Origin of the sequence: Streptococcus sp. SK643, assembly GCF_000259505.1 — a bacterium.
Taxonomy (GTDB): Bacteria; Bacillota; Bacilli; order Lactobacillales; family Streptococcaceae; genus Streptococcus.
In genome coordinates, this window is sequence record NZ_AJMM01000003.1 from 20899 (window position 1) to 42866 (window position 21968).

General features: G+C 41.9%; 17 protein-coding genes and 2 pseudogenes. 17 read left to right on the forward strand and 2 right to left on the reverse strand.

Annotated elements, in window-relative coordinates:
* Window positions 1-5 precede the first annotated feature (5 nt).
* From dltA to HMPREF1117_RS02845, 7 genes are all read left to right on the forward strand, one after another.
* Window positions 6-1556 carry a D-alanine--poly(phosphoribitol) ligase subunit DltA gene (dltA, locus tag HMPREF1117_RS02815; RefSeq protein ID WP_000018524.1) on the forward strand — a complete coding sequence of 517 codons (1551 nt, stop codon included), beginning with the start codon at window positions 6-8 and terminating at the stop codon, window positions 1554-1556.
* Window positions 1553-2797 carry a D-alanyl-lipoteichoic acid biosynthesis protein DltB gene (dltB, locus tag HMPREF1117_RS02820; protein WP_000969716.1) on the forward strand — a complete coding sequence of 415 codons (1245 nt, stop codon included), beginning with the start codon at window positions 1553-1555 and terminating at the stop codon, window positions 2795-2797. Before dltA ends, dltB begins: the two co-directional genes overlap by 4 nt.
* Before the next feature lie 12 nt (window positions 2798-2809).
* On the forward strand, window positions 2810-3049 hold the full coding sequence (gene dltC, locus HMPREF1117_RS02825) for a D-alanine--poly(phosphoribitol) ligase subunit DltC (protein ID WP_000351966.1): 240 nt from the start codon (window positions 2810-2812) through the stop codon (window positions 3047-3049).
* Window positions 3042-4310: a D-alanyl-lipoteichoic acid biosynthesis protein DltD gene (gene dltD / locus HMPREF1117_RS02830; protein ID WP_000919850.1), complete on the forward strand. Its 1269-nt coding sequence runs from the start codon at window positions 3042-3044 to the stop codon at window positions 4308-4310. The genes dltC and dltD overlap by 8 nt, the downstream gene beginning before the upstream one ends.
* Window positions 4311-4656: 346 nt before the next feature.
* On the forward strand, window positions 4657-5835 hold the full coding sequence (locus tag HMPREF1117_RS02835; protein ID WP_000665970.1) for an acetyl-CoA C-acetyltransferase: 1179 nt from the start codon (window positions 4657-4659) through the stop codon (window positions 5833-5835).
* Window positions 5836-6032: 197 nt separating this feature from the next.
* Window positions 6033-8666, forward strand: coding sequence for a DNA polymerase I (gene polA, locus HMPREF1117_RS02840; protein WP_007556263.1), 2634 nt, complete (start codon window positions 6033-6035; stop codon window positions 8664-8666).
* Window positions 8667-8766: 100 nt separating this feature from the next.
* The gene (locus HMPREF1117_RS02845; protein ID WP_000076492.1) at window positions 8767-9204 is read left to right on the forward strand and encodes a CoA-binding protein; all 438 of its coding nucleotides are present in this window, start codon (window positions 8767-8769) and stop codon (window positions 9202-9204) included.
* Between the two features lie 31 nt (window positions 9205-9235).
* Here the strand turns inward: HMPREF1117_RS02845 and HMPREF1117_RS02850 are convergent, their stop codons facing one another.
* The gene (locus HMPREF1117_RS02850) at window positions 9236-10246 is read right to left on the reverse strand and encodes a YeiH family protein (protein WP_000009156.1); all 1011 of its coding nucleotides are present in this window, start codon (window positions 10244-10246) and stop codon (window positions 9236-9238) included.
* Window positions 10247-10394: 148 nt separating this feature from the next.
* Here HMPREF1117_RS02850 and HMPREF1117_RS02855 point away from each other — a divergent pair, with 148 nt between their 5' ends.
* The 8 genes from HMPREF1117_RS02855 to HMPREF1117_RS02890 all read left to right on the forward strand — a co-directional run bounded on the left by HMPREF1117_RS02855 (window position 10395) and on the right by HMPREF1117_RS02890 (window position 17124).
* Window positions 10395-11564, forward strand: coding sequence for a pyridoxal phosphate-dependent aminotransferase (locus HMPREF1117_RS02855; protein ID WP_000366371.1), 1170 nt, complete (start codon window positions 10395-10397; stop codon window positions 11562-11564).
* The gene (gene recO / locus HMPREF1117_RS02860) at window positions 11561-12331 is read left to right on the forward strand and encodes a DNA repair protein RecO (RefSeq protein ID WP_000616128.1); all 771 of its coding nucleotides are present in this window, start codon (window positions 11561-11563) and stop codon (window positions 12329-12331) included. The genes HMPREF1117_RS02855 and recO overlap by 4 nt, the downstream gene beginning before the upstream one ends.
* Window positions 12328-13320 carry a phosphate acyltransferase PlsX gene (gene plsX, locus HMPREF1117_RS02865; RefSeq protein ID WP_000717436.1) on the forward strand — a complete coding sequence of 331 codons (993 nt, stop codon included), beginning with the start codon at window positions 12328-12330 and terminating at the stop codon, window positions 13318-13320. The genes recO and plsX overlap by 4 nt, the downstream gene beginning before the upstream one ends.
* Window positions 13321-13325: 5 nt before the next feature.
* Entirely contained in the window at window positions 13326-13559 is a 234-nt protein-coding gene (locus HMPREF1117_RS02870; protein ID WP_000136446.1) for an acyl carrier protein, read from the forward strand.
* Window positions 13560-13656: 97 nt separating this feature from the next.
* Entirely contained in the window at window positions 13657-14007 is a 351-nt protein-coding gene (locus HMPREF1117_RS02875) for a glycosyltransferase (RefSeq protein ID WP_007556294.1), read from the forward strand.
* Window positions 14008-14021: 14 nt separating this feature from the next.
* Entirely contained in the window at window positions 14022-14255 is a 234-nt protein-coding gene (locus HMPREF1117_RS02880) for a hypothetical protein (protein ID WP_000276405.1), read from the forward strand.
* A 107-nt stretch (window positions 14256-14362) separates the two neighbouring features.
* Window positions 14363-15427, forward strand: a complete 1065-nt coding sequence (locus HMPREF1117_RS02885) for a hypothetical protein (RefSeq protein WP_000960136.1) — start codon at window positions 14363-14365, stop codon at window positions 15425-15427.
* Window positions 15428-15642: 215 nt separating this feature from the next.
* Entirely contained in the window at window positions 15643-17124 is a 1482-nt protein-coding gene (locus HMPREF1117_RS02890) for a glycosyltransferase (protein ID WP_000158490.1), read from the forward strand.
* Window positions 17125-17208: 84 nt separating this feature from the next.
* Here HMPREF1117_RS02890 and HMPREF1117_RS11455 read toward each other — a convergent pair.
* Window positions 17209-17766 (reverse strand): annotated as a pseudogene (locus HMPREF1117_RS11455) (transposase).
* A 540-nt stretch (window positions 17767-18306) separates the two neighbouring features.
* Here HMPREF1117_RS11455 and comA point away from each other — a divergent pair.
* Window positions 18307-20460: pseudogene (comA, locus tag HMPREF1117_RS11360) on the forward strand (peptide cleavage/export ABC transporter ComA).
* Between the two features lie 12 nt (window positions 20461-20472).
* Complete coding sequence (comB, locus tag HMPREF1117_RS02915; protein WP_000801598.1) at window positions 20473-21822, forward strand: competence pheromone export protein ComB; 1350 nt, start codon at window positions 20473-20475, stop codon at window positions 21820-21822.
* The last annotated feature ends 146 nt before the right edge of the window (window positions 21823-21968 follow it).

Consider the following 21968-nt stretch of genomic DNA (forward strand, 5'->3'; position numbering starts at 1 on the left):
CTATTGTGTCACATAAACCAATAATAGATATAATTGAGACAATTGAGCATTTTGCTCAGACACAGCCTACCTATCCTGTCTACAATATATTGGGGCAAGAACATACTTATGGAGATTTAAAGGCGGATTCGGATAGTCTAGCTGCAGTTATTGATCAGTTAGGTTTTGCAGAGAAATCTCCTGTGGTCGTTTTTGGTGGTCAAGAGTATGAAATGTTAGCAACTTTCGTCGCTTTGACAAAGTCGGGACATGCTTATATTCCAATAGATAGTCATTCAGCTTTGGAACGGGTGACTGCTATTTTAGAGGTGGCTGAGCCAAGCTTGATTATTGCCATTTCTGATTTTCCATTAGTGCAAACAAGCATACCGGTTCTGAATTTAGAGCAAGTCCATGAAGCTTTTGCTCAAGGGACTAGCTATGAGATTACGCATCCAGTCAAGGGAGAGGATAACTACTATATCATCTTTACTTCAGGTACGACTGGTAAGCCTAAGGGAGTACAGATTTCCCATGACAATCTCCTCAGCTTTACTAACTGGATGATTACGGATAAGGAGTTTGCGACACCGATTCGTCCGCAAATGCTAGCACAACCACCCTACTCTTTTGACTTGTCTGTCATGTACTGGGCACCGACCTTGGCACTGGGTGGTACACTTTTCGCTCTTCCTTCAGCCATCACTCAGGACTTTAAGCAACTCTTTGCGACTATTTTTTCATTGCCTATTGCTATCTGGACATCAACCCCTTCCTTTGCAGATATGGCTATGCTGTCAGAAGACTTTAATAGCGAGAAAATGCCGGGGATCACGCATTTCTATTTTGATGGAGAAGAATTGACTGTCAAAACAGCTCAAAAACTGCGGGAGCGTTTCCCAGATGCTCGAATCATCAATGCCTATGGCCCCACAGAAGCGACTGTGGCTCTATCAGCTGTAGCTGTGACAGACGAGATGTTGGCGACTCTCAAACGCCTACCAATCGGCTATACCAAGGCTGATTCTCCAACCTTTATCATTGATGAAGAGGGGAAGAAACTGCCAAATGGTGAACAGGGGGAAATCATTGTTTCTGGACCAGCCGTTTCAAAAGGTTATATGAACAATCCTGAAAAAACAGCGGAAGCCTTCTTTGAGTTTGAAGGGCTACCAGCCTATCATACAGGAGACGTGGGAACCATGACAGATGAGGGATTGCTTCTCTATGGTGGGCGCATGGATTTCCAGATTAAGTTTAACGGCTACCGCATTGAGCTAGAGGATGTTTCTCAAAACCTCAACAAGTCTCGTTTCATTGAGTCAGCTGTTGCAGTTCCGCGCTATAATAAAGATCACAAGGTACAAAATCTGCTGGCTTATGTCATCTTAAAGGATGGAGTTCGTGAACAGTTTGAACGTGATATCGATATTACAAAGGATATCAAGGAAGACCTTACAGACATCATGATGTCCTATATGATGCCTTCAAAATTCCTTTATCGAGATAGCCTACCTTTGACTCCAAATGGTAAGATTGATATCAAGGGCTTGATAAATGAGGTGAATAGCAGATGATGGAGTTTTTTAAGCAGCTTCCTCATCTAGAGCCATATGGAAATCCTCAGTATTTTGTATACGTAATTATTGCGACCTTGCCTATTTTTGTTAGTCTATTTTTCAAGAAACGCTTCGCCTGGTACGAAGTGCTGGTTAGTCTCTTCTTTATCGTTACCATGCTGGTAGGTGGAAAAACCAATCAATTGGCCGCCTTGGGTATTTACCTTTGCTGGGAGATATTACTCCTGCTCTTCTACAAGCACTATCGAAAAGGTAGGGATGGCAAGTGGGTCTTCTACCTAGTTAGTTTTCTGTCCCTACTTCCGATTATTTTTGTCAAGGTGCAACCGGCTATCAATGGAACGCAGTCCTTGCTAGGCTTTTTGGGTATTTCTTACCTGACATTTCGTTCGGTTGGGCTTATCATAGAGTTAAGAGATGGGGTTATCAAGGATTTTACTTTTTGGGAATTTCTACGTTTCTTGCTCTTTATGCCGACATTCTCTAGCGGGCCTATTGATCGCTTTAAGCGTTTTGATGAAAATTATCAGACCATTCCTGAGCGGGATGAGCTGATGGATATGTTAGAAGAGGCTGTTAAGTATATCATGCTTGGCTCTCTATACAAATTTATATTGGCCCATCTTCTAGGAGAAATTCTATTACCCCCTTTGAAGAACTTGGCCCTACAGACAGGAGGTATCTTTAACCTCTATGCACTAGGAGTTATGTATACTTTTGGTTTAGATTTGTTCTTTGACTTTGCAGGTTACTCCATGTTTGCCTTAGCTATTTCAAATTTGATGGGAATTCGTAGTCCTATCAACTTTAACAAGCCTTTCCTATCAAGGGATTTAAAAGAGTTCTGGAATCGCTGGCACATGAGCCTATCTTTCTGGTTCCGTGACTTTGTCTTTATGCGAATGGTAATGGTGTTGACCAGAAAGAAGGTCTTTAAAAACCGCAACGTAACCTCAAGTGTAGCTTACATTCTCAATATGCTCATCATGGGTTTTTGGCATGGAGTGACCTGGTACTATATCGCTTATGGCCTCTTTCATGGATTAGGCTTGGTTATCAATGATGCTTGGATTCGTAAGAAAAAATTGCTTAATAAGGAACGGAAAAAAGCAGGGAAGACTGCTCTACCTGAGAATCGCTGGATTCAGTTGCTTGGCATGGTTGTCACCTTCCATGTCGTCATGTTATCATTCTTAATCTTTTCTGGATTTTTGAATGATCTATGGTTAAAAAAATAAAGGAAATAAAATATGGATATCAAATCAGAAGTTATCGAAATTATTGATGAGTTGTTTATGGAAGATGTTTCTGACATGATGGATGAAGATCTTTTTGATGCAGGTGTCTTGGATAGTATGGGAACGGTTGAGTTGATTGTTGAGATTGAAAACCGTTTTGATATTCGTGTCCCTGTGACAGAGTTTGGTCGCGATGACTGGAATACAGCTAATAAAATCATAGCAGGCATTGCGGAGCTCCAAAATGCTTAAGCGTTTATGGCTGATTTTTGGACCCTTGCTTCTTGCTAGCCTACTAGTATTTTTGCTTATCTTTTTTTATCCAGAGAATCTAAGTCATAATCTGTTAGAAGAAAAATATTCTGCTGCGGCTGCTAGTACGGAAAGTTTCAAAGAAAGAAGTCAGAAGGTCAGAGCTTTTACAGATCCAAATATGCGTTTTGTCCCTTTTTTGGGATCAAGCGAGTGGATTCGTTTTGATAGTATGCATCCGGCTGTCTTGGCGGAAAAGTACAATCGCTCCTATCGCCCCTACTTTTTAGGACAAGCAGGAGCAGCATCTCTCAATCAGTACTTTGGTATGCAACAAATTTTGTCAGAAATTGAGAATAGACAGGCGGTTTTTGTCATCTCTCCTCAGTGGTTTACGGAGGAAGATTACGAGCCAGCATCCTTTCAAAATTACTTTAATAATGATCAGTTGACAGCATTTTTGGAAAATCAAGAAGGAGATATAGCTGCGAAACACGCGGCAAAACGCCTCTTAAAACAAAACCCGGGCTTATCCATGAGAGGCATGGTTGAAAAATTGTCCAAGGGTGAGGAGTTGACAGAGGTTGATCATACTATAATCAATCTCTTTGCACGATTTAATGAGAGACAGGCTTCTCTGTTTGGTCAATTTTCTATACGTGGCCAACTAAAATATAAAGAACATGTAGAAAACTATTTAAAAGATCTTCCTGATCAATTTTCTTATGATGCATTAGAAAAAATTGCTCGTAAGGATGCAGAAGAGAATACAACTAATAACGATATGGGTATGGAAAATCATTTTTACAACACCCAAGTTAAAAAGGATTTAAAAAAATGGGAAGGCTATCAAAAAAATTATAACTATCTGAAGTCTTCAGAATACAATGATTTGCAGTTGATTCTCAATCAGTTTGCCAAGTCAAAGGTTAATGTACTATTTGTTATCCAACCCGTCAACAAGAAATGGATGGACTACACAGGGCTCAGCGAAGACATGTACCAAAAAGCAGTGCATAAGATACGTTATCAGCTAGAGAGCCAAGGATTTACCAATGTTGCTGACTTCTCAAAAAATGGAGGAGATCCTTATTTTGTGAAGGACACCATCCATCTTGGTTGGTTGGGTTGGCTTGCTTTTGATAAGGCAGTTGATCCTTTCTTATCCAATCCCAAACCAGCACCGACTTACCATCTGAATGAGCGCTTTTTCAGTAAAGACTGGGCGACCTATGATGGGGATGTCAAGGAATTTCAATAATGAATAAAGTTAGCATCATGATTAAACTCTAAAAGTTGGATAATTAGTCTTCTTTTAGAGTTTTTTGTGATTCTCTATTTTTAGTTTGATGTGGAGTTCCGATTGTGCATGTAAACAAATCTTGCTACAGTTTTACCTTTTAACTTCTAATGGCAAAGTAATCTGATTTGTGTTATAGTGAATATGCTTGAGAAAATTTTCTAAAAAGAAATTATTTTTATAAGTCATTTATGTTCATTACTGTGATTAGGATAGTCTTTTGATTGACGGAAATTCTTAATGCGGTAAGATAAGATATCTTAAACAGAAAGATTTTTTCAAATTCTAATAGAGTAAGGAGAAAGAGTTGAAAGAAGTAGTAATTGTTGCAGCGGTTCGGACAGCGATTGGATCGTTTGGAGGAAGTTTAAAAGATATTTCTGTTGTTGAGTTGGGAAGCTTGGTAATCAAGAATGCGATTGAAAGAGCTAGCTTGAGACCAGAACAAGTTGATGAAGTGATTATGGGGAATGTTTTGGGGGCAGGTCTAGGACAAAATGTAGCTCGCCAAATGAGTGTTCATGCAGGTGTACCAGTTACAGTTCCAGCATTCACAATCAATAAAGTATGTGGGTCTGGTTTGAAAGCTGTTCAATTGGCAACCCAAGCAGTTTTATGTGGGGATGCAGAAGTAGTTGTTGCTGGTGGAGCTGAAAATATGAGCCAAGCTCCCTATATTCTTCCAAATCAACGTTGGGGGTCTCGAATGGGAAATGCTACAGTAGTGGATACTATGCTTCGGGATGGCTTGACAGATGGATTTGAAGATTTTCATATGGGAATCACAGCTGAAAATGTTGCTGAACAATATGGAATTACTCGTGAAGACCAAGATAGCTTTGCCCTTCAATCTCAAAAACGTGCTGTGGCTGCAGTAGAATCTGGTCGATTTAAAGAAGAAATTATTCCAGTTGAAATTCCACAAAAGCGAGGTGAGCCTCATATATTTGATACGGATGAATTTCCAAGAAAAGACGCTTCGCTTGAAAGTCTTTCTAAACTTCGTCCAGCATTTCAAAAAGACGGAAGTGTCACTGCGGGTAATTCTTCAGGTATCAATGATGGTGCAGCAGCAGTTGTGGTAATGAGTGCTGAAAAAGCCAAAGAATTGGGTATTACAGCACTAGCAACTATCAAATCTTATGCAAGTGCAGGTTTAGATCCGAAAGTGATGGGATGTGGTCCCATTTATGCCTCTCGCAAGGCACTTGAAAAAGCTGGGCTTACGGTTGCAGATCTTGATTTAGTAGAATCAAATGAAGCATTTGCTGCTCAATCCTGTGCAGTTGCTAAAGAACTGAATCTGGACTCAGAAAAAGTGAATGTTAACGGTGGAGCTATTTCACTGGGACATCCCATCGGTGCTTCAGGTTGCCGTATATTGGTTACCCTTCTTCATGAAATGCAAAAACGTGATGCAAAACGTGGACTTGCAACACTTTGTATCGGTGGAGGAATGGGGACTGCTCTTATTGTCGAGCGCTAAGCAGATACGATACTAGGATAAAAAGTAAGTTATGTAGTTAAAACACTCTATTAAGTTGTTTCTAGCTTGATAGAGTGTTTTTGTTAGCTTCTGCTTCATTAATTGGGAATCTAGCTATTTGCTTGAAAAGGAATGAAAAATAGTTGTGTTAGTTATTCTCGATGGTATTTTTCCCTGCTTTCCTTTATAATGGGTGTATGGATAAGAAAAAATTATTATTAATTGATGGGTCTTCTGTTGCTTTTCGGGCATTTTTTGCTCTTTATCAGCAGTTGGACCGTTTTAAGAATGCAGCTGGTCTTCATACCAATGCGATTTATGGCTTCCAGTTGATGTTGAGCCATTTGCTGGAGCGGGTTGAGCCCAGTCATATTTTGGTGGCTTTTGATGCGGGAAAGACGACCTTCCGGACAGAGATGTATGCGGACTATAAGGGTGGTCGGGCTAAGACTCCGGATGAGTTTCGTGAGCAATTTCCCTTCATTCGTGAGTTGTTGGATCATATGGGGATTCGTCACTATGAGTTGGCTCAGTATGAGGCGGATGACATCATTGGGACTCTGGACAAGTTAGCTGAAAAAGATGGTTTTGATATCACCATTGTCAGTGGGGATAAGGACTTGATTCAGTTGACGGATGAGCATACGGTGGTTGAGATTTCCAAGAAAGGTGTGGCTGAGTTTGAGGCCTTTACGCCAGAATATCTGATGGAAAAGATGGGGATTACACCGACTCAGTTTATCGATCTCAAGGCGCTTATGGGAGATAAGTCGGATAATATCCCTGGGGTGACCAAAATCGGTGAAAAGACGGGAATCAAACTCTTGCTGGAGCATGGTTCGCTTGAAGGTATTTATGAACATATTGATGGGATGAAGGCTTCTAAGATGAAGGAAAATCTCATCAATGATAAGGAACAGGCCTTCTTATCGAAAACACTAGCTACCATTGATACCAAGGCACCGATTGAGATTGGTTTGGAGGATTTGGTCTATAGTGGTCCAGATGTTGAAAATCTTGGGAAATTCTACGATGAGATGGGTTTCAAACAGCTCAAGCAGGCTTTAAATATGTCTTCAGGCGATGTGACTGAAAGTTTGGACTTTACTATCGTTGACCAAGTCAGTCAAGACATGCTGACTGAAGAGTCTATCTTCCATTTTGAGCTTTTTGGTGAGAATTACCATATAGATGACTTGGTTGGATTTGCCTGGTCTTGTGGGGAAAAGCTTTATGCTACAGACAAGCTTGAGCTGTTGCAAGAGCCTATTTTCAAGGATTTTCTAGAAAAAACACCTCTGAGAGTTTATGACTTTAAGAAGGCTAAAGTTCTCTTGCATCGTTTTGGTCTGAATTTGCAGGCGCCTGCTTTTGATAGCCGTTTGGCTAAATACCTCCTTTCGACTGTGGAGGACAATGAAATTGCGACCATTGCTAGTCTTTATGGTCAGACTTATTTGGTTGATGATGAGACTTTCTATGGTAAGGGTGTCAAGAAGGCTCTTCCTGAACGGGAGAAATTCTTGGAACACTTGGCGCGTAAGCTTACTGTACTAGTTGAAACAGAGCCTGTATTGCTGGAAAAACTCAGCGAAAATGGGCAGTTGGACCTTCTCTATGATATGGAACAACCTTTAGCCTTTGTCCTTGCCAAGATGGAAATTGCTGGTATTACGGTCAAGAAAGAGACCTTGCTTGAGATGCAGGCTGAAAATGAGCTTGTCATTGAAAAACTAACTCAGGAGATTTATGAACTGGCTGGTGAGGAGTTTAATATCAATTCGCCTAAGCAGCTAGGTGTACTTCTTTTTGAAAAATTGGGGTTACCTTTAGAATACACTAAGAAAACCAAAACTGGATACTCGACTGCGGTGGATGTCTTGGAACGCTTGGCACCTATTGCTCCGATTGTTAAGAAAATCCTAGACTATCGTCAGATTGCCAAGATTCAATCGACTTATGTGATTGGCTTGCAGGACTGGATTTTAGCAGATGGTAAGATTCATACTCGTTATGTGCAGGATTTGACCCAAACAGGTCGTCTGTCTAGTGTGGATCCAAACTTGCAAAATATTCCTGTTCGTTTGGAACAAGGCCGCCTCATTCGTAAGGCCTTTGTACCTGAGTGGGAGGACAGTGTGCTACTCAGCTCGGACTATTCACAGATTGAATTGCGCGTTTTGGCTCATATTTCTAAGGATGAGCACCTGATTAAGGCTTTCCAAGAGGGAGCGGATATCCATACCTCGACAGCCATGCGGGTCTTTGGCATTGAACGTCCTGAGGATGTGACTGCAAATGATCGTCGCAATGCCAAGGCGGTTAACTTTGGAGTGGTTTATGGGATTTCAGACTTTGGTTTGTCTAATAATTTGGGAATTAGCCGTAAGGAAGCCAAAGCCTACATTGATACCTATTTTGAACGCTTCCCAGGTATTAAAAACTACATGGATGAAGTGGTGCGTGAGGCGCGTGATAAGGGCTATGTAGAGACCCTCTTCAAGCGTCGTCGTGAGTTGCCAGATATCAATTCGCGCAACTTTAATATTCGTGGTTTTGCGGAGCGGACTGCCATCAACTCTCCTATCCAAGGTTCGGCGGCAGATATTCTCAAGATTGCCATGATTCAGCTGGATAAAGCCTTGGTTGCAGGTGGTTATCAGACTAAGATGCTGTTACAAGTGCACGATGAAATCGTCCTTGAGGTTCCTAAATCTGAATTGGCAGAGATGAAAAAATTGGTCAAACAAACTATGGAAGAAGCGATCGAGCTTAGTGTTCCTCTGATTGCAGATGAAAATGACGGGGCGACCTGGTACGAGGCTAAATAAATTTTGTGATGATGAAGAGGAGGGATAAAGCCCTCCTTTTATAGCAAAAATCTGCAAGCCTTTTCAAAATGTGCTATACTGATGAAAAAGGAGGATTTCTATGAGTCAAGAATTTATCAATCCAAGTGATGGCGTGATTCGTCAGTATTTAGCAACGAGTAAAACCCTTGCTGTGGTAGGTTTGTCTGATCGTGAGGAAACGACCAGCAATCGAGTGACCAAGGAAATGCAGGCTCGGGGTTATACAATCATCCCAGTCAATCCTAAGGCAGCAGGTGGCGAAATCTTGGGAGAAAAGGCCTATGCGAGTTTGGCTGAAATTCCTTTTCCGGTCGATATTGTCAATGTTTACCGTCGCAGTGAATTTTTAGCAGATGTCGCGCGTGATTTTCTCAAAGCTGATGCCAAGATTTTTTGGGCACAGCTAGGACTTGAAAGTCTAGAAGCGGAAGAAATCTTGCGTGCTGGTGGATGCGATGACATCGTGATGAATCGCTGCATCAAGAGAGAACATACACGCTTGATTGAGGAAGCATAAGAAAAAGGTAGCTGGAGGGCTACCTTTTGTATTAGAAAATGCCGATAAGGGTCTGCATACCAAGACTAGTGAGGATGATGGCAATCCAGCAAATAGCTCCGAGAACAATGGATTTTCCGCTGGATTTGACCATAGCGACCAGATTTGTTTTGAGTCCGATAGCACTCATGGCCATGATAATGAGGAATTTGGAGAGTTGTTTGAGAGGGGTAAAGAAACTACTGGACACACCAAGAGAGGTCAGTAGGGTGGTTAGGAGAGAGGCAAGGATGAAGTAAAGAATAAAAAGTGGGAAGACTTTTTTCAGTTGCAATCCTTGCTTATTTTTTTGCTCGCGACTTTGCCAGTAGGAGAGAAAGAGAGTGATGGGGATGATAGCTAGGGTGCGCGTGAGTTTGACAATGGTTGCGGATTCGAGGGTATTGCTTTGGTAGAGGCTGTCCCAGGCGCTAGCTGTGGCTGTTACAGAGGAAGTATCATTAACGGCTGTTCCTGCAAAGAGGGCGAAGCCGTCATTGGATAGATGAAGCCAGGTTCCTAGGGTTGGAAAGATGAGCGCAGCCAAGACATTGAAGAAAAAGATAACGGAGATAGCTTGGGCTACTTCCTTTTCCTTAGCATGGATAACAGGCGCTGTCGCCGCAATGGCAGAACCCCCACAGATGGAAGAACCTACTCCAACCAAGGTAGCCAGTTTTGTATCCAGTGCAAAGAAGCGCTGGAAGAAGTAGGCAATAATCAGAGCTATTGAGATAGTGGACAGGATGACAGGGAGTGAAGATTGGCCAACTGCGAAGACCTGCGAGATATTGAGACCAAAACCAAGCAAGACAACGGCATATTGGAGCAATTTTTTAGAACTAAAGGTCAACCCAGCATCCAGTTGTTTATAGGACGAGAGAAAGGGATGTAGGAGCATGCCTATGAAAATGGCAAAAACGGGCGCGCCAATAACAGGGAAGAATCCTCCTAAGTACCAAGATACGATAGAAATGAGAAGGCAGGCCAAGATACCTGCTCCATTTTTTGATAGAAATGACATAAAAAACTCCAAATAAAATCTATTACCATTATAGACCTGTAAAGAGGAAAAGTAAAATAGAAAGTGGAAAGCTATTCTATCATGTATTTTTGCGGTCGGGGGGCTTTTGTAGTATAATAGAGATACGTTTTGAAAGTAGGAGGTATCTATGGACTTAACTAAGCGCTTTAATAAACAGCTAGATAAGATTCAAGTTTCCTTGATTCGTCAATTTGATCAGGCTATTTCTGAGATTCCTGGAGTCTTGCGTTTGACTTTGGGAGAACCTGATTTTACAACGCCGAATCATATAAAAGAAGCAGCTAAGAAAGCTATTGACCAGAACCAATCCTACTATACTGGTATGAGTGGTTTAATAGCTTTAAGACAAGCTGCTAGCGATTTTGTCAAAGAAAAGTATCAGTTAGACTATGCACCTGAAAATGAGATTTTAGTTACTATTGGGGCGACGGAGGCTCTGTCTGCTACTTTGACGGCTATCTTGGAAGAAGGAGATAAGGTGCTCTTACCAGCTCCTGCTTATCCCGGTTATGAGCCTATTGTCAATCTAGTTGGTGCTGAGATTGTGGAGATTGATACCACTGAAAATGGTTTTGTTTTAACACCAGAAATGTTAGAGAAAGCTATTCTCGAGCAAGGGGATAAACTTAAGGCTGTCATTCTCAACTATCCAGCCAATCCGACAGGAATTACCTATAGTCGCGAACAATTGGAAGAGTTAGCTGCTGTTCTACGCAAGTATGAGATTTTTGTGGTTTGTGACGAAGTTTATTCAGAATTGACCTATACAGGAGAAGCTCATGTATCTCTAGGAACTATGCTGAGAGATCAGGCTATTATTATCAATGGTTTGTCTAAATCGCATGCTATGACAGGTTGGCGTTTGGGGCTGATTTTTGCTCCTGCAGTCTTCACAGCCCAGTTGATTAAGAGTCATCAGTACTTAGTAACCGCTGCAAATACCATGGCTCAACATGCTGCGGTGGAAGCCTTGACGGCGGGTAAAAACGATGCGGAACCTATGAAGAAGGAATACATTCAGCGTCGGGACTATATTATCGAGAAAATGACTGCTCTTGGTTTTGAGATTATTAAACCAGATGGGGCTTTTTATATCTTTGCTAAGATTCCAGCGGGTTACAACCAAGATTCCTTTGCCTTTCTGAAGGATTTTGCTCAGAAGAAGGCAGTTGCTTTTATTCCGGGTGCAGCTTTTGGTCGTTATGGAGAAGGCTATGTTCGCCTATCTTATGCAGCTAGCATGGAAACGATCCAAGAGGCCATGAAACGACTTGAGGAGTACATGAGAGAAGCATGATTCAGTCTATCACGAGTCAAGGCTTGGTGCTCTACAATCGCAATTTCCGTGAGGACGACAAGCTCGTCAAAATCTTTACAGAGCAGGCTGGCAAGCGTATGTTTTTTGTCAAACACGCAGGTCAGTCTAAACTAGCTCCTGTTATTCAGCCCTTAGTACTAGCTCGTTTTCTCCTGCGAATCAATGATGATGGGCTTAGCTACATCGAGGATTATCACGAGGTCATGACCTTTCCTAAGATCAATAGCGACCTCTTTGTCATGGCCTATGCGACCTACGTGGCAGCTCTTGCAGATGCGAGTTTGCAGGACAATCAGCAGGATGCTCCCCTGTTTGCTTTTTTAGAAAAGACCTTGGAGATGATGGAAGCGGGTTTGGATTATCAAGTCTTGACCAATATTTTTGAAATTCAAATCTTGACTCGATTTGGAATCAGCCTCAATTTTAATGAGTGTGTCTTTTGCCATCGGATTGGACAAGCTTTTGACTTTTCTTTCAAATACGGAGCTTGTCTCTGCCCAGATCATTATCATGAAGATGAGAAACGCTGTCATCTAAATCCTAACATCCCTTATCTACTTAATCAATTTCAAGCCATTGATTTTGAGACCTTGGAGACCATTTCGCTCAAGCCTGAAATCAAACAAGATCTTCGTAAGTTTATGGATCAGATCTATGAAGAGTATGTTGGGATTCGCCTAAAATCAAAGAAATTTATTGATTCCCTATCAGACTGGGGACAATTACTAAAAGAGGAAAAGAAATGAAAAAAATCGCAGTAGATGCCATGGGGGGCGATTACGCACCTCAAGCCATCGTTGAGGGTGTCAATCAAGCCCTAGCTGACTTTTCAGATATCGAGGTTCAACTCTACGGAGATGAAGCTAAAATCAAGCAATATCTAACAGCGACAGAGCGCGTCAGCATTATCCATACGGATGAGAAGATTGATTCAGACGATGAACCTACAAGAGCTATTCGGAAGAAGAAAAATGCCAGTATGGTATTGGCAGCCAAGGCTGTCAAAGAAGGCGAAGCAGACGCTGTTCTCTCAGCTGGGAATACAGGTGCTTTGTTGGCGGCTGGATTCTTCATCGTGGGTCGTATTAAGAATATCGACCGTCCTGGACTTATGTCAACTTTACCAACTACAGATGGAAAAGGCTTTGATATGCTAGACTTAGGAGCTAATGCTGAAAATACAGCCCAGCACCTCCATCAATATGCGGTTCTTGGATCTTTCTATGCTAAAAATGTTCGTGGGATTGCAAATCCTCGTGTTGGCTTACTTAACAACGGAACAGAAAGTAGTAAGGGTGATCCCTTACGCAAGGGAACCTATGAACTGTTAGTGGCTGATGAGAGCTTGAACTTTATCGGAAACGTGGAAGCGCGTGATTTGATGAATGGCGTTGCGGATGTTGTCGTAGCAGATGGTTTCACGGGAAACGCTGTGCTCAAAGCCATTGAGGGTACAGCCATGGGAATCATGGGCTTGCTTAAGACCGCTATTACAGGTGGAGGTCTTCGAGCAAAACTGGGTGCACTTCTTCTCAAGGATAGTCTCAGAGGTTTGAAAAAACAGCTTAACTATTCAGATGTCGGAGGTGCGGTCTTGTTTGGTGTTAAGGCACCTGTTGTTAAGACTCACGGCTCAAGTGATGCCAAGGCTGTGTACAGTACGATTCGTCAGATTCGTACCATGCTAGAAACAGACGTAGTTGCCCAAACTGCGCGTGAATTTTCAGGAGAATAAAAGAGATGACAGAAAAAGAAATTTTTGACCGTATTGTGACGATTATCCAAGAGCGACAGGGAGAGGACTTTGTCGTGACAGAATCCTTGAGTCTGAAAGATGATTTGGATGCTGACTCAGTTGACTTGATGGAGTTTATCTTGACACTGGAAGATGAATTTAATATCGAAATCAGCGATGAGGAAATTGACCAACTGCAAAGTGTAGGAGATGTGGTTAAGATTATTCAAGGAAAATAAAGAGGCCTTTTGTCAACTGTAGTGGGTTGAAGAAAAGCTAGGATCGAGACTCTGGGATAAAAAGTTCTCAGTCACAAAAAAAGCTAGAGATTTCCAATTGGACTTAGCCTGGTGGCGTGATCACCAAACGACGCAAGCTCTCTTTGAGTTGACCAAGGAGCATCACCAGCATGTTTATGGAGATCAAGAAATTTTGAATCACTACTTCAAGGATGCTTGGCTTCGCCTGCCTTTGACCTATAACCTTCAAGTGGGATCGGATAAGGATCAGCATCAGTATGGGGACTTGGCCTTGTATGATGAGTTTCCAGGTCTTCCAGCAGTTATTCATTATACATCTCACAATAAACCCTGGACAGCCAATCGTTTCAATCATTTTAGAGAGATTTGGTGGTTCTATTATGCTTTATCTTGGGAAGATGCCTTATTCCACTTGGGAAAAATGTAGAGGATAACTTCCTAATGTACAAGTTCTTGCTTAAGGCTGAGCGTGTTATTCATACAGAGAAGTGTATCTACTGGTATCGGGTCGGAAGAGAGGACACCTTATCCCAGGTCTGGACTGAGAAGCGCGTCCTGGATGAAATGGAAGCAAAAAATGAAAAGCTGGCTCTTTTAGGAATGATGGGATATGATCTGACTTTGCATCGCTATATCTACAAGACAAGGTTGAAGCGAGCGATTGAAAAGCTTTAAGAAGCCCAGCTACAAGAAACAGAAACTTATCAATGTGCCCGTATAAACTTAGGTTTGTTGGAGCCCTAGATTCTTAGTTAATGGGCTCCTTTTTAGAAAGGATTCTTATGCTAGTTATTGCACCAGAAAATAATAGAGAGTTGGAAAAAGTCAGAAAGCTACTGGCTATCTTGGGGCAGTCTTATCAGGTCCTGTTTACCAATTTGGAAACAGATTTGGGGCTAGGTGAAGATAGTTTGGCTTCCCTCTTGACCTATACAGATCCCAGCTCTAGGGAGGGGCAGCCCCTCTTTTTTAATGACTTACCTGTTCCTGATTATTGGGAGCCATGGACTATGGGGATTACGACCTATATTTTTGATGGTCAGAAAAGACGAGGAAATATAATCTTACGAAAAGATATCCAATCACGAACCGTAGAGTATGTGGAGTGGCTGGGTGAGGGGGATACTGTCCTGACTATTGAAGATTACAATCGTTATGGTTGGAGAAGCCGTAAACGACTGTTGGAAGAAGATGGACAAACCTACCTGGAAATTTACTACAATCGAAATCAGGAAGAGGTCTTGCATCATTTTGTCAAAGAAGGGTATTTCCTCTATCAGAAAAAGTCTGGTCGAGATCAGCTTTATGCTAATGAGGAGGAGTTGAGACGAGCTCTATTCGATAAGGCCCTTTCTGGTCAGGAACCCCTTATCTGTTTGGATTCGAAGGTAGTTCCCCTCCTACAAGAACTTGGAAAGGAAGACCTGATTTTTTGTAGTCCTCACCAAGAGAATTTAGGAGACCTTCAAAAACAAGTCAAGCAGATACTCATCTTGAATTACTATGCTCCTGAAGATCGAAAAGCGGACTTTCACTATGTGGCTGGATTGGTTGATCCTGGGACAATTACCTTTCAAACTAAGGCTTTGATCATGACAGCATCAGAAGAAGTGGAAAGCTTGGCCTACTTGGTAGAAAGTCTTCCCGGAGTGGACTTTCATGTTGCAGCCCTGACCAACATGGGACCCAAATTAACCAATTTAAGCTCTATTCCTAATCTTCATCTCCATCCGAATTGCTCAGAGGAGAGTTTTCAGGAGTTATTGGCAAGCTGCTCGCTATATTTGGATTTGAACCATGGTCAGGAAGTTTTAGCAGCCTCTATGAGAGCGATTGAGAGTGGGTAGCTAATTCTTGGATTAAACACGACTGTTCATTATGAGTCTTACAAAAAATTACCAACTGTCCTCGCATCTAGCGATTTATTACTAGAAAAGATCAAAGATGTGTTGCAATCACCAGAAGAGTTTACTAATCGGATTGAGGAACAAAGAGTCATCTTGCAATTGGCTAGAAAAGAAGACTTGCTTGCATTCTTCAATTGTCGAGGGGAGGAAGCCAAATGACTATTTATACCTTTAATCTCTTGCTGGGATATGAACCAAATGGGGTAGATGTGGCTCAGGCTTCTCGGGCAATTATGCTTCGTCAGTTGCAGGAGCCAGCACGATTTGTCTTTACGACCTGGCCTAGTCCTCAGAAGTTAGCCTATTATCTCTCACTTGGCCACAAGGATGAAGAACTCTTATACGCCTATCTCAGCTTTACAGATCAAGAAATCAGTGTTCCTTCTGTCACAGTCGAGGCTCTACAAACGGACTTTCAGCTAACGCGACTAGACTTGGTGAAAAAGACGGAGACTGAGGCCCATTACCAGATTTCTAATGATCAATTACTGGTCTTTACTTTAGATCCTTATCATCAAGGCTGTGTCCGCTATGTTGATTATCTAGTGAGAGGTTCTATGGTTAAACGGGAGTGGTATGGAGCTAAAAAAATAGTTACAGAATACTTTGTAGGTGGGATCATCGTTCGACGAACCTATCACCATCAAAATGGTAGAGTAGCTTTTCAGGAAATCAAGCAGGGACAAGACTGGTTTTATCAATTGGGAAGGGAAATTTTATTGACTCAAACTCAAGTGTTGGAACGTTTTCTTGCTCGACTTGATTTAGGGAAAGAGGATATTCTCTTGCTTGATCGAGCATCCTTAATGGACTTTTCCCGCCCCATTCTTGAGCAAAAGACTTCTGCTCACTTAGGGTTTGTCTTTCACTCGGAGCATGAATTTTTGAATGGTTCTCTTAATTATGAGTACTATTATGTATTTAAATATATGCAACGCTTTGACTTCCTGCTAACAGCAACAGAACTTCAAAAAGAGGTCTTATTAGAAACCTTTAAAAAGCAAGGTATAGATGTACTTCCTATTTATGTACTTCCTGTCGGACATTTGGATCAGTTACAGCAACCATCGTCCCCTCGCCAACCTCTGAGCTTGATGACAGCATCTCGCCTGGATCCTCGTAAAAGAATTGATTTAGCCATTCGGGCGGTTGCTTTGGCCCATCAAAGGGTGCCCACTTTGCAATTTCATATCTTTGGTAAAGGAGGAGAGGAGCCTACTTTGCGCCAGCTTATCCAAGATCTTCATGCGGATGATTATATCTTACTTCGAGGACATGCAGATTTAGAGTCTATTTATCCCCAGTATCAAGTTTATATCACGACTTCCCAGTGGGAAACCTTTGGTTTAACCCTGATGGAAGCCATTGGTTCGGGTTTGGTCTTACTTGGTTTTGATGCTCGCTATGGTAATCCAACCTTCATTCAGGATGGAAAAAATGGTTATCTAGTCCCATGTGGTTTGGATAGAAATGAAGAAGAATTGGTTGCTGACATGGCAGAGAAGCTCGTTTTTATCTTAGAAAATGACTTGAAGTCTATGCACCAGGCTTCTTATGATCTCGCAAGGAACTATTTGAGAGAAAGGATTGTTCAAGCTTGGCGTCAAGTGCTCGACGAACTGAGGGAGAACCTTTAAAGCCCTGAATACTAAGTGAATGAGTCTGATTTCTGCAGGGTGAAAAACTCGGCTCTTTGTCAACTGTAGTGGGTTGAAGAAAAGCTAAGATCTAGAAAGGATAAATTTCGTCCTTTCTTTTTTGATGTTCAGAGCGATAAAAATCCGTTTTTTGAAGTTTTCAAAGTTCCTGAAACCAAATGTATTTCGTTTGATAAGTTTGATGAGATTATTGGTTACTTCCAGTTTGGCGTTGGAATAGTGTAACTGAAGGGAATTAAGGATTTTCTCTTTGTCCTTAAGAGAGGTTTTAAAGATAGTCTGAAAGAAAAGATGAACCTTCTTTAGATTGTCCTCGATGAGTCCGAAAAATTTGTCAGACTCTTTATTCTGAAAGTGGAAAAGCAAGAGCTGATAGCACTTGAATCAACGCTTTTTAAGAAGAATTCTAGTAGGCATACCAGTCGTTTCGAGGTAAGGGACCTTAGATGGTTTTTGAAAATCATATTTCTTCATTTGGCTTCCGCAATCAGGGCAAGATGGAGCCTCATAATCCAGTTTAGCGATGATTTCCTTGTGGGTATCCTTATTAACAACATCCACAAATTGGATATTAGGGTCTTTAATATCGAGTAGTTGTGTAATAAAATGTAATGGTTCCATATGAATCTTTCTAATGCGTTGTTTTGTCGCTTTTCATGATAGGTCATATGGGACTTTTTTCTACACAAAAATAGGCTTCATAATATACAGATAGGATTTACTCACTACAAATCGTATAGAGCCATAATAAGCACCCTGATGTATATTATCAACCAATGACTCTTGATATGACAAAAATGATTGTTGAGTATATATAGGAGTTCCAAGGCACTTGCTTTGGAATTTTTTCTTTGGTTCAAGCGACCGTTTAGGAACAGATTTAGTCTTTCTAGGGACAGGAGAAATCTGAGGAGAAATAGGGGATATAATGAAATTAGAAAAATCATAGTCTTCGAAAATCTCTTCAAACCACGTCAACGTCGCCTTGCCGTAGATATATGATACTGACTCTGTCAGTTCTATCCACGACCTCAAAACAGTGTTTTGAGCTGACTTCGTCAGCCTTATCTACAACCTCAAAGCAGTGCTTTGAGCAACCTGCGGCTAGCTTCCTAGTTTGCTCTTTGATTTTCATTGAGTATTAGGAAAAAGGAGATGAAGATGAAATTTGGGAAACGTCACTATCGTCCGCAGGTGGATCAGATGGACTGCGGTGTAGCTTCATTAGCCATGGTTTTTGGCTACTATGGTAGCTATTATTCTTTGGCTCACTTACGAGAATTGGCAAAGACGACCATGGATGGGACGACGGCTTTGGGCTTGGTCAAGGTGGCAGAGGCAATTGGCTTTGAGACGCGAGCAATTAAGGCGGATATGACGCTATTTGACTTGCCAGATTTGACCTTTCCTTTTGTTGCCCATGTGCTTAAGGAGGGGAAATTGCTCCACTACTATGTGGTGACTGGGCAGGATAAGGATAGCATTCATATTGCCGATCCAGATCCTGGGGTGAAATTGACCAAACTGCCACGTGAGCGTTTTGCGGAAGAATAGACAGGAGTGACTCTGTTTATGGCACCTAGTCCAGACTACAAGCCTCATAAGGATCAAAAGAATGGCTTGCTCTCTTTTATCCCTATATTAGTGAAGCAACGTGGCTTGATTGCTAATATCGTTTTGGCGACACTCTTGGTAACCTTGATTAACATTATGGGTTCTTATTATCTGCAGTCTATCATTGATACCTATGTGCCAGATCAGATGCGTTCGACGCTGGGAATTATTTCTATTGGGCTGGTCATCGTCTATATCCTCCAGCAGATCTTGTCTTATGCTCAGGAGTATCTCTTGCTTGTTCTGGGGCAACGGTTGTCAATTGACGTGATTTTGTCCTATATCAAGCATGTTTTTCACCTACCGATGTCCTTCTTTGCGACACGCAGGACAGGGGAAATCGTGTCTCGTTTTACAGATGCTAATAGTATCATCGATGCACTGGCTTCGACTATTCTTTCGATTTTCCTAGATGTATCAACGGTTGTCATTATTTCCCTTGTTTTATTTTCACAAAATACCAATCTCTTTTTCATGACTTTATTGGCGCTTCCTATCTATACAGTGATTATCTTTGCCTTTATGAAGCCGTTTGAAAAGATGAATCGGGATACCATGGAAGCAAATGCGGTTCTGTCTTCTTCTATCATTGAGGACATCAATGGTATTGAGACGATCAAGTCCTTGACTAGTGAAAGTCAGCGTTACCAAAAGATTGACAAGGAATTTGTAGATTATCTGAAAAAATCCTTTACCTATAGTCGGGCAGAGAGTCAGCAAAAGGCTCTGAAAAAAGTTGCCCATCTCTTGCTCAATGTCGTCATTCTCTGGATGGGGGCTGTTCTGGTCATGGATGGCAAGATGAGTTTAGGGCAGTTGATTACCTATAATACCTTGCTTGTTTACTTTACCAATCCTTTGGAAAATATCATCAATCTGCAAACCAAGCTTCAGACAGCGCAGGTTGCCAATAACCGTCTGAATGAGGTTTATCTGGTAGCTTCTGAGTTTGAGGAGAAGAAAACGGTCGAGGATTTGAGCTTGATGAAGGGAGATATGGACTTCAAGCAGATTTCCTACAAGTATGGCTATGGTCGAGACGTCTTATCTGATATCAATTTGACCATTCCTCAAGGTTCTAAGGTGGCTTTTGTGGGGATTTCAGGGTCAGGTAAGACGACCTTGGCCAAGATGATGGTTAATTTTTACGACCCTAGTCAGGGAGAGATTAGTCTGGGTGGTGTCAATCTCAATCAGATTGATAAAAATGCTCTGCGCCAGTACATCAACTATCTGCCTCAACAGTCCTATGTATTTAACGGAACGATTTTGGACAATCTTCTTTTGGGAGCCAAGGAGGGGACGACTCAGGAAGATATCTTACGAGCAGTTGAGTTGGCAGAGATTCGGGAGGATATCGAGCGCATGCCACTGAATTACCAGACAGAATTGACTTCGGATGGGGCAGGGATTTCAGGTGGTCAACGTCAGAGAATCGCTCTGGCGCGTGCTCTCTTGACAGATGCGCCGGTCTTGATTTTGGATGAGGCGACTAGCAGTTTGGATATTTTGACAGAGAAGCGGATTGTAGATAATCTTATGGCTTTAGACAAGACCTTGATTTTCATTGCTCACCGTTTGACCATTGCAGAGCGGACAGAGAAGGTTGTTGTCTTGGATCAAGGAAAGATTGTCGAAGAAGGAAAGCATGCTGATTTGCTTGCACAGGGTGGCTTTTATGCCCATTTGGTCAATAGCTAGAAAGGGAAGAGGATGAAACCAGAATTTTTAGAAAGTGCGGAGTTTTATAATCGTCGTTACCATAATTTTTCCAGTCGGGTGATTGTACCCATGTCCCTTCTGCTCGTGTTTTTACTTGGCTTTGCAACTTTTGCAGAGAAGGAGATGAGTTTGTCTACCAGAGCGACTGTTGAGCCTAGTCGTATTCTTGCAAGTATCCAGTCTACTAGCAATAATCGCATTCTTGTCAATCATTTGGAGGAAAATAAGCTGGTTAAGCAGGGGGATATTTTGGTTCAATACCAGGAAGGGGCAGAGGGTGTCCAAGCGGAGGCATATGTTAGTCAGTTGGACATGCTTAAGGATCAAAAAAAGCAATTGGAGTATTTGCAGAAGAGTCTACAAGAAGGGGAAAACCAATTTCCAGAGGAGGATAAGTTTGGCTACCAAGCCACCTTTCGCGACTACCTTGGCCAAGCAGCTAGTCTTAGGGCTAGTACATCGCAACAAAATGAGACCATCGCATCCCAGAATGCAGCAGCTAGCCAAACCCAAGCCGAAATCGGCAACCTCATCAGCCAAACAGAGGCTAAAATTCGCGATTACCAAACAGCTAAATCAGCTATTGAAACAGGTGCTTCCTTGGCCAGTCAGAATCTAGCTTACTCTCTCTACCAGTCCTACAAGTCTCAGGGCGAGGAAAATCCGCAAGCTAAGTCTCAGGCAGTTGCGCAGGTTGAAGCACAGCTTTCTCAGTTAGAATCCAGTCTTGCTACTTACCGTGTCCAGTATGCAGGTTCGGGTACCCAGCAAGCCTACGCGTCAGGCTTAAGCAGTCAATTGGAGTCCCTAAAATCACAACACTTGGCAAAGGTTGGTCAGGAATTGACACTTCTAGACCAGAAAATCTTGGAGGCAGAGTCAGGTAAGAAGGTACAGGGAAATCTTTTAGACAAGGGGAAAATTACGGCTAGTGAAGATGGGGTGCTTCATCTTAATCCTGAGACCAGTGATTCTACCATGGTTGCAGAGGGGACCCTGCTAGCCCAACTCTATCCGTCCTTGGAAAAAGAAGGGAAAGCCAAACTTACAGCTTATCTAAGTTCAAAAGATGTAGCAAGAATCAAGGTCGGTGATTCTGTTCGCTATACTACGACTCATGATGCCAAGAATCAACTTTTCTTGGATTCTACGATTACCAGCATAGATGCGACAGCTACCAAGACTGAAAGAGGGAATTTCTTTAAAATCGAGGCGGAAACCGATCTGACTGCTGAGCAGGCTGAAAAACTTCGGTACGGGGTGGAAGGTCGCCTACAGATGATTACGGGCAAGAAAAGTTACCTACGTTATTATTTGGATCAATTTTTGAACAAAGAGTAATGTTCGTGTTTTTTTAGAGTTAAATGATTTTAAAACTGTGAGAAAGGTTCTTCTTGCAGTTTTTTCTTTATGATTTTTGAAGTAAATCTGTTATTTATTCGGTTAAATTCTTGTAGTTTTATGTTTTTTGTGGTAAAATGTGCTCA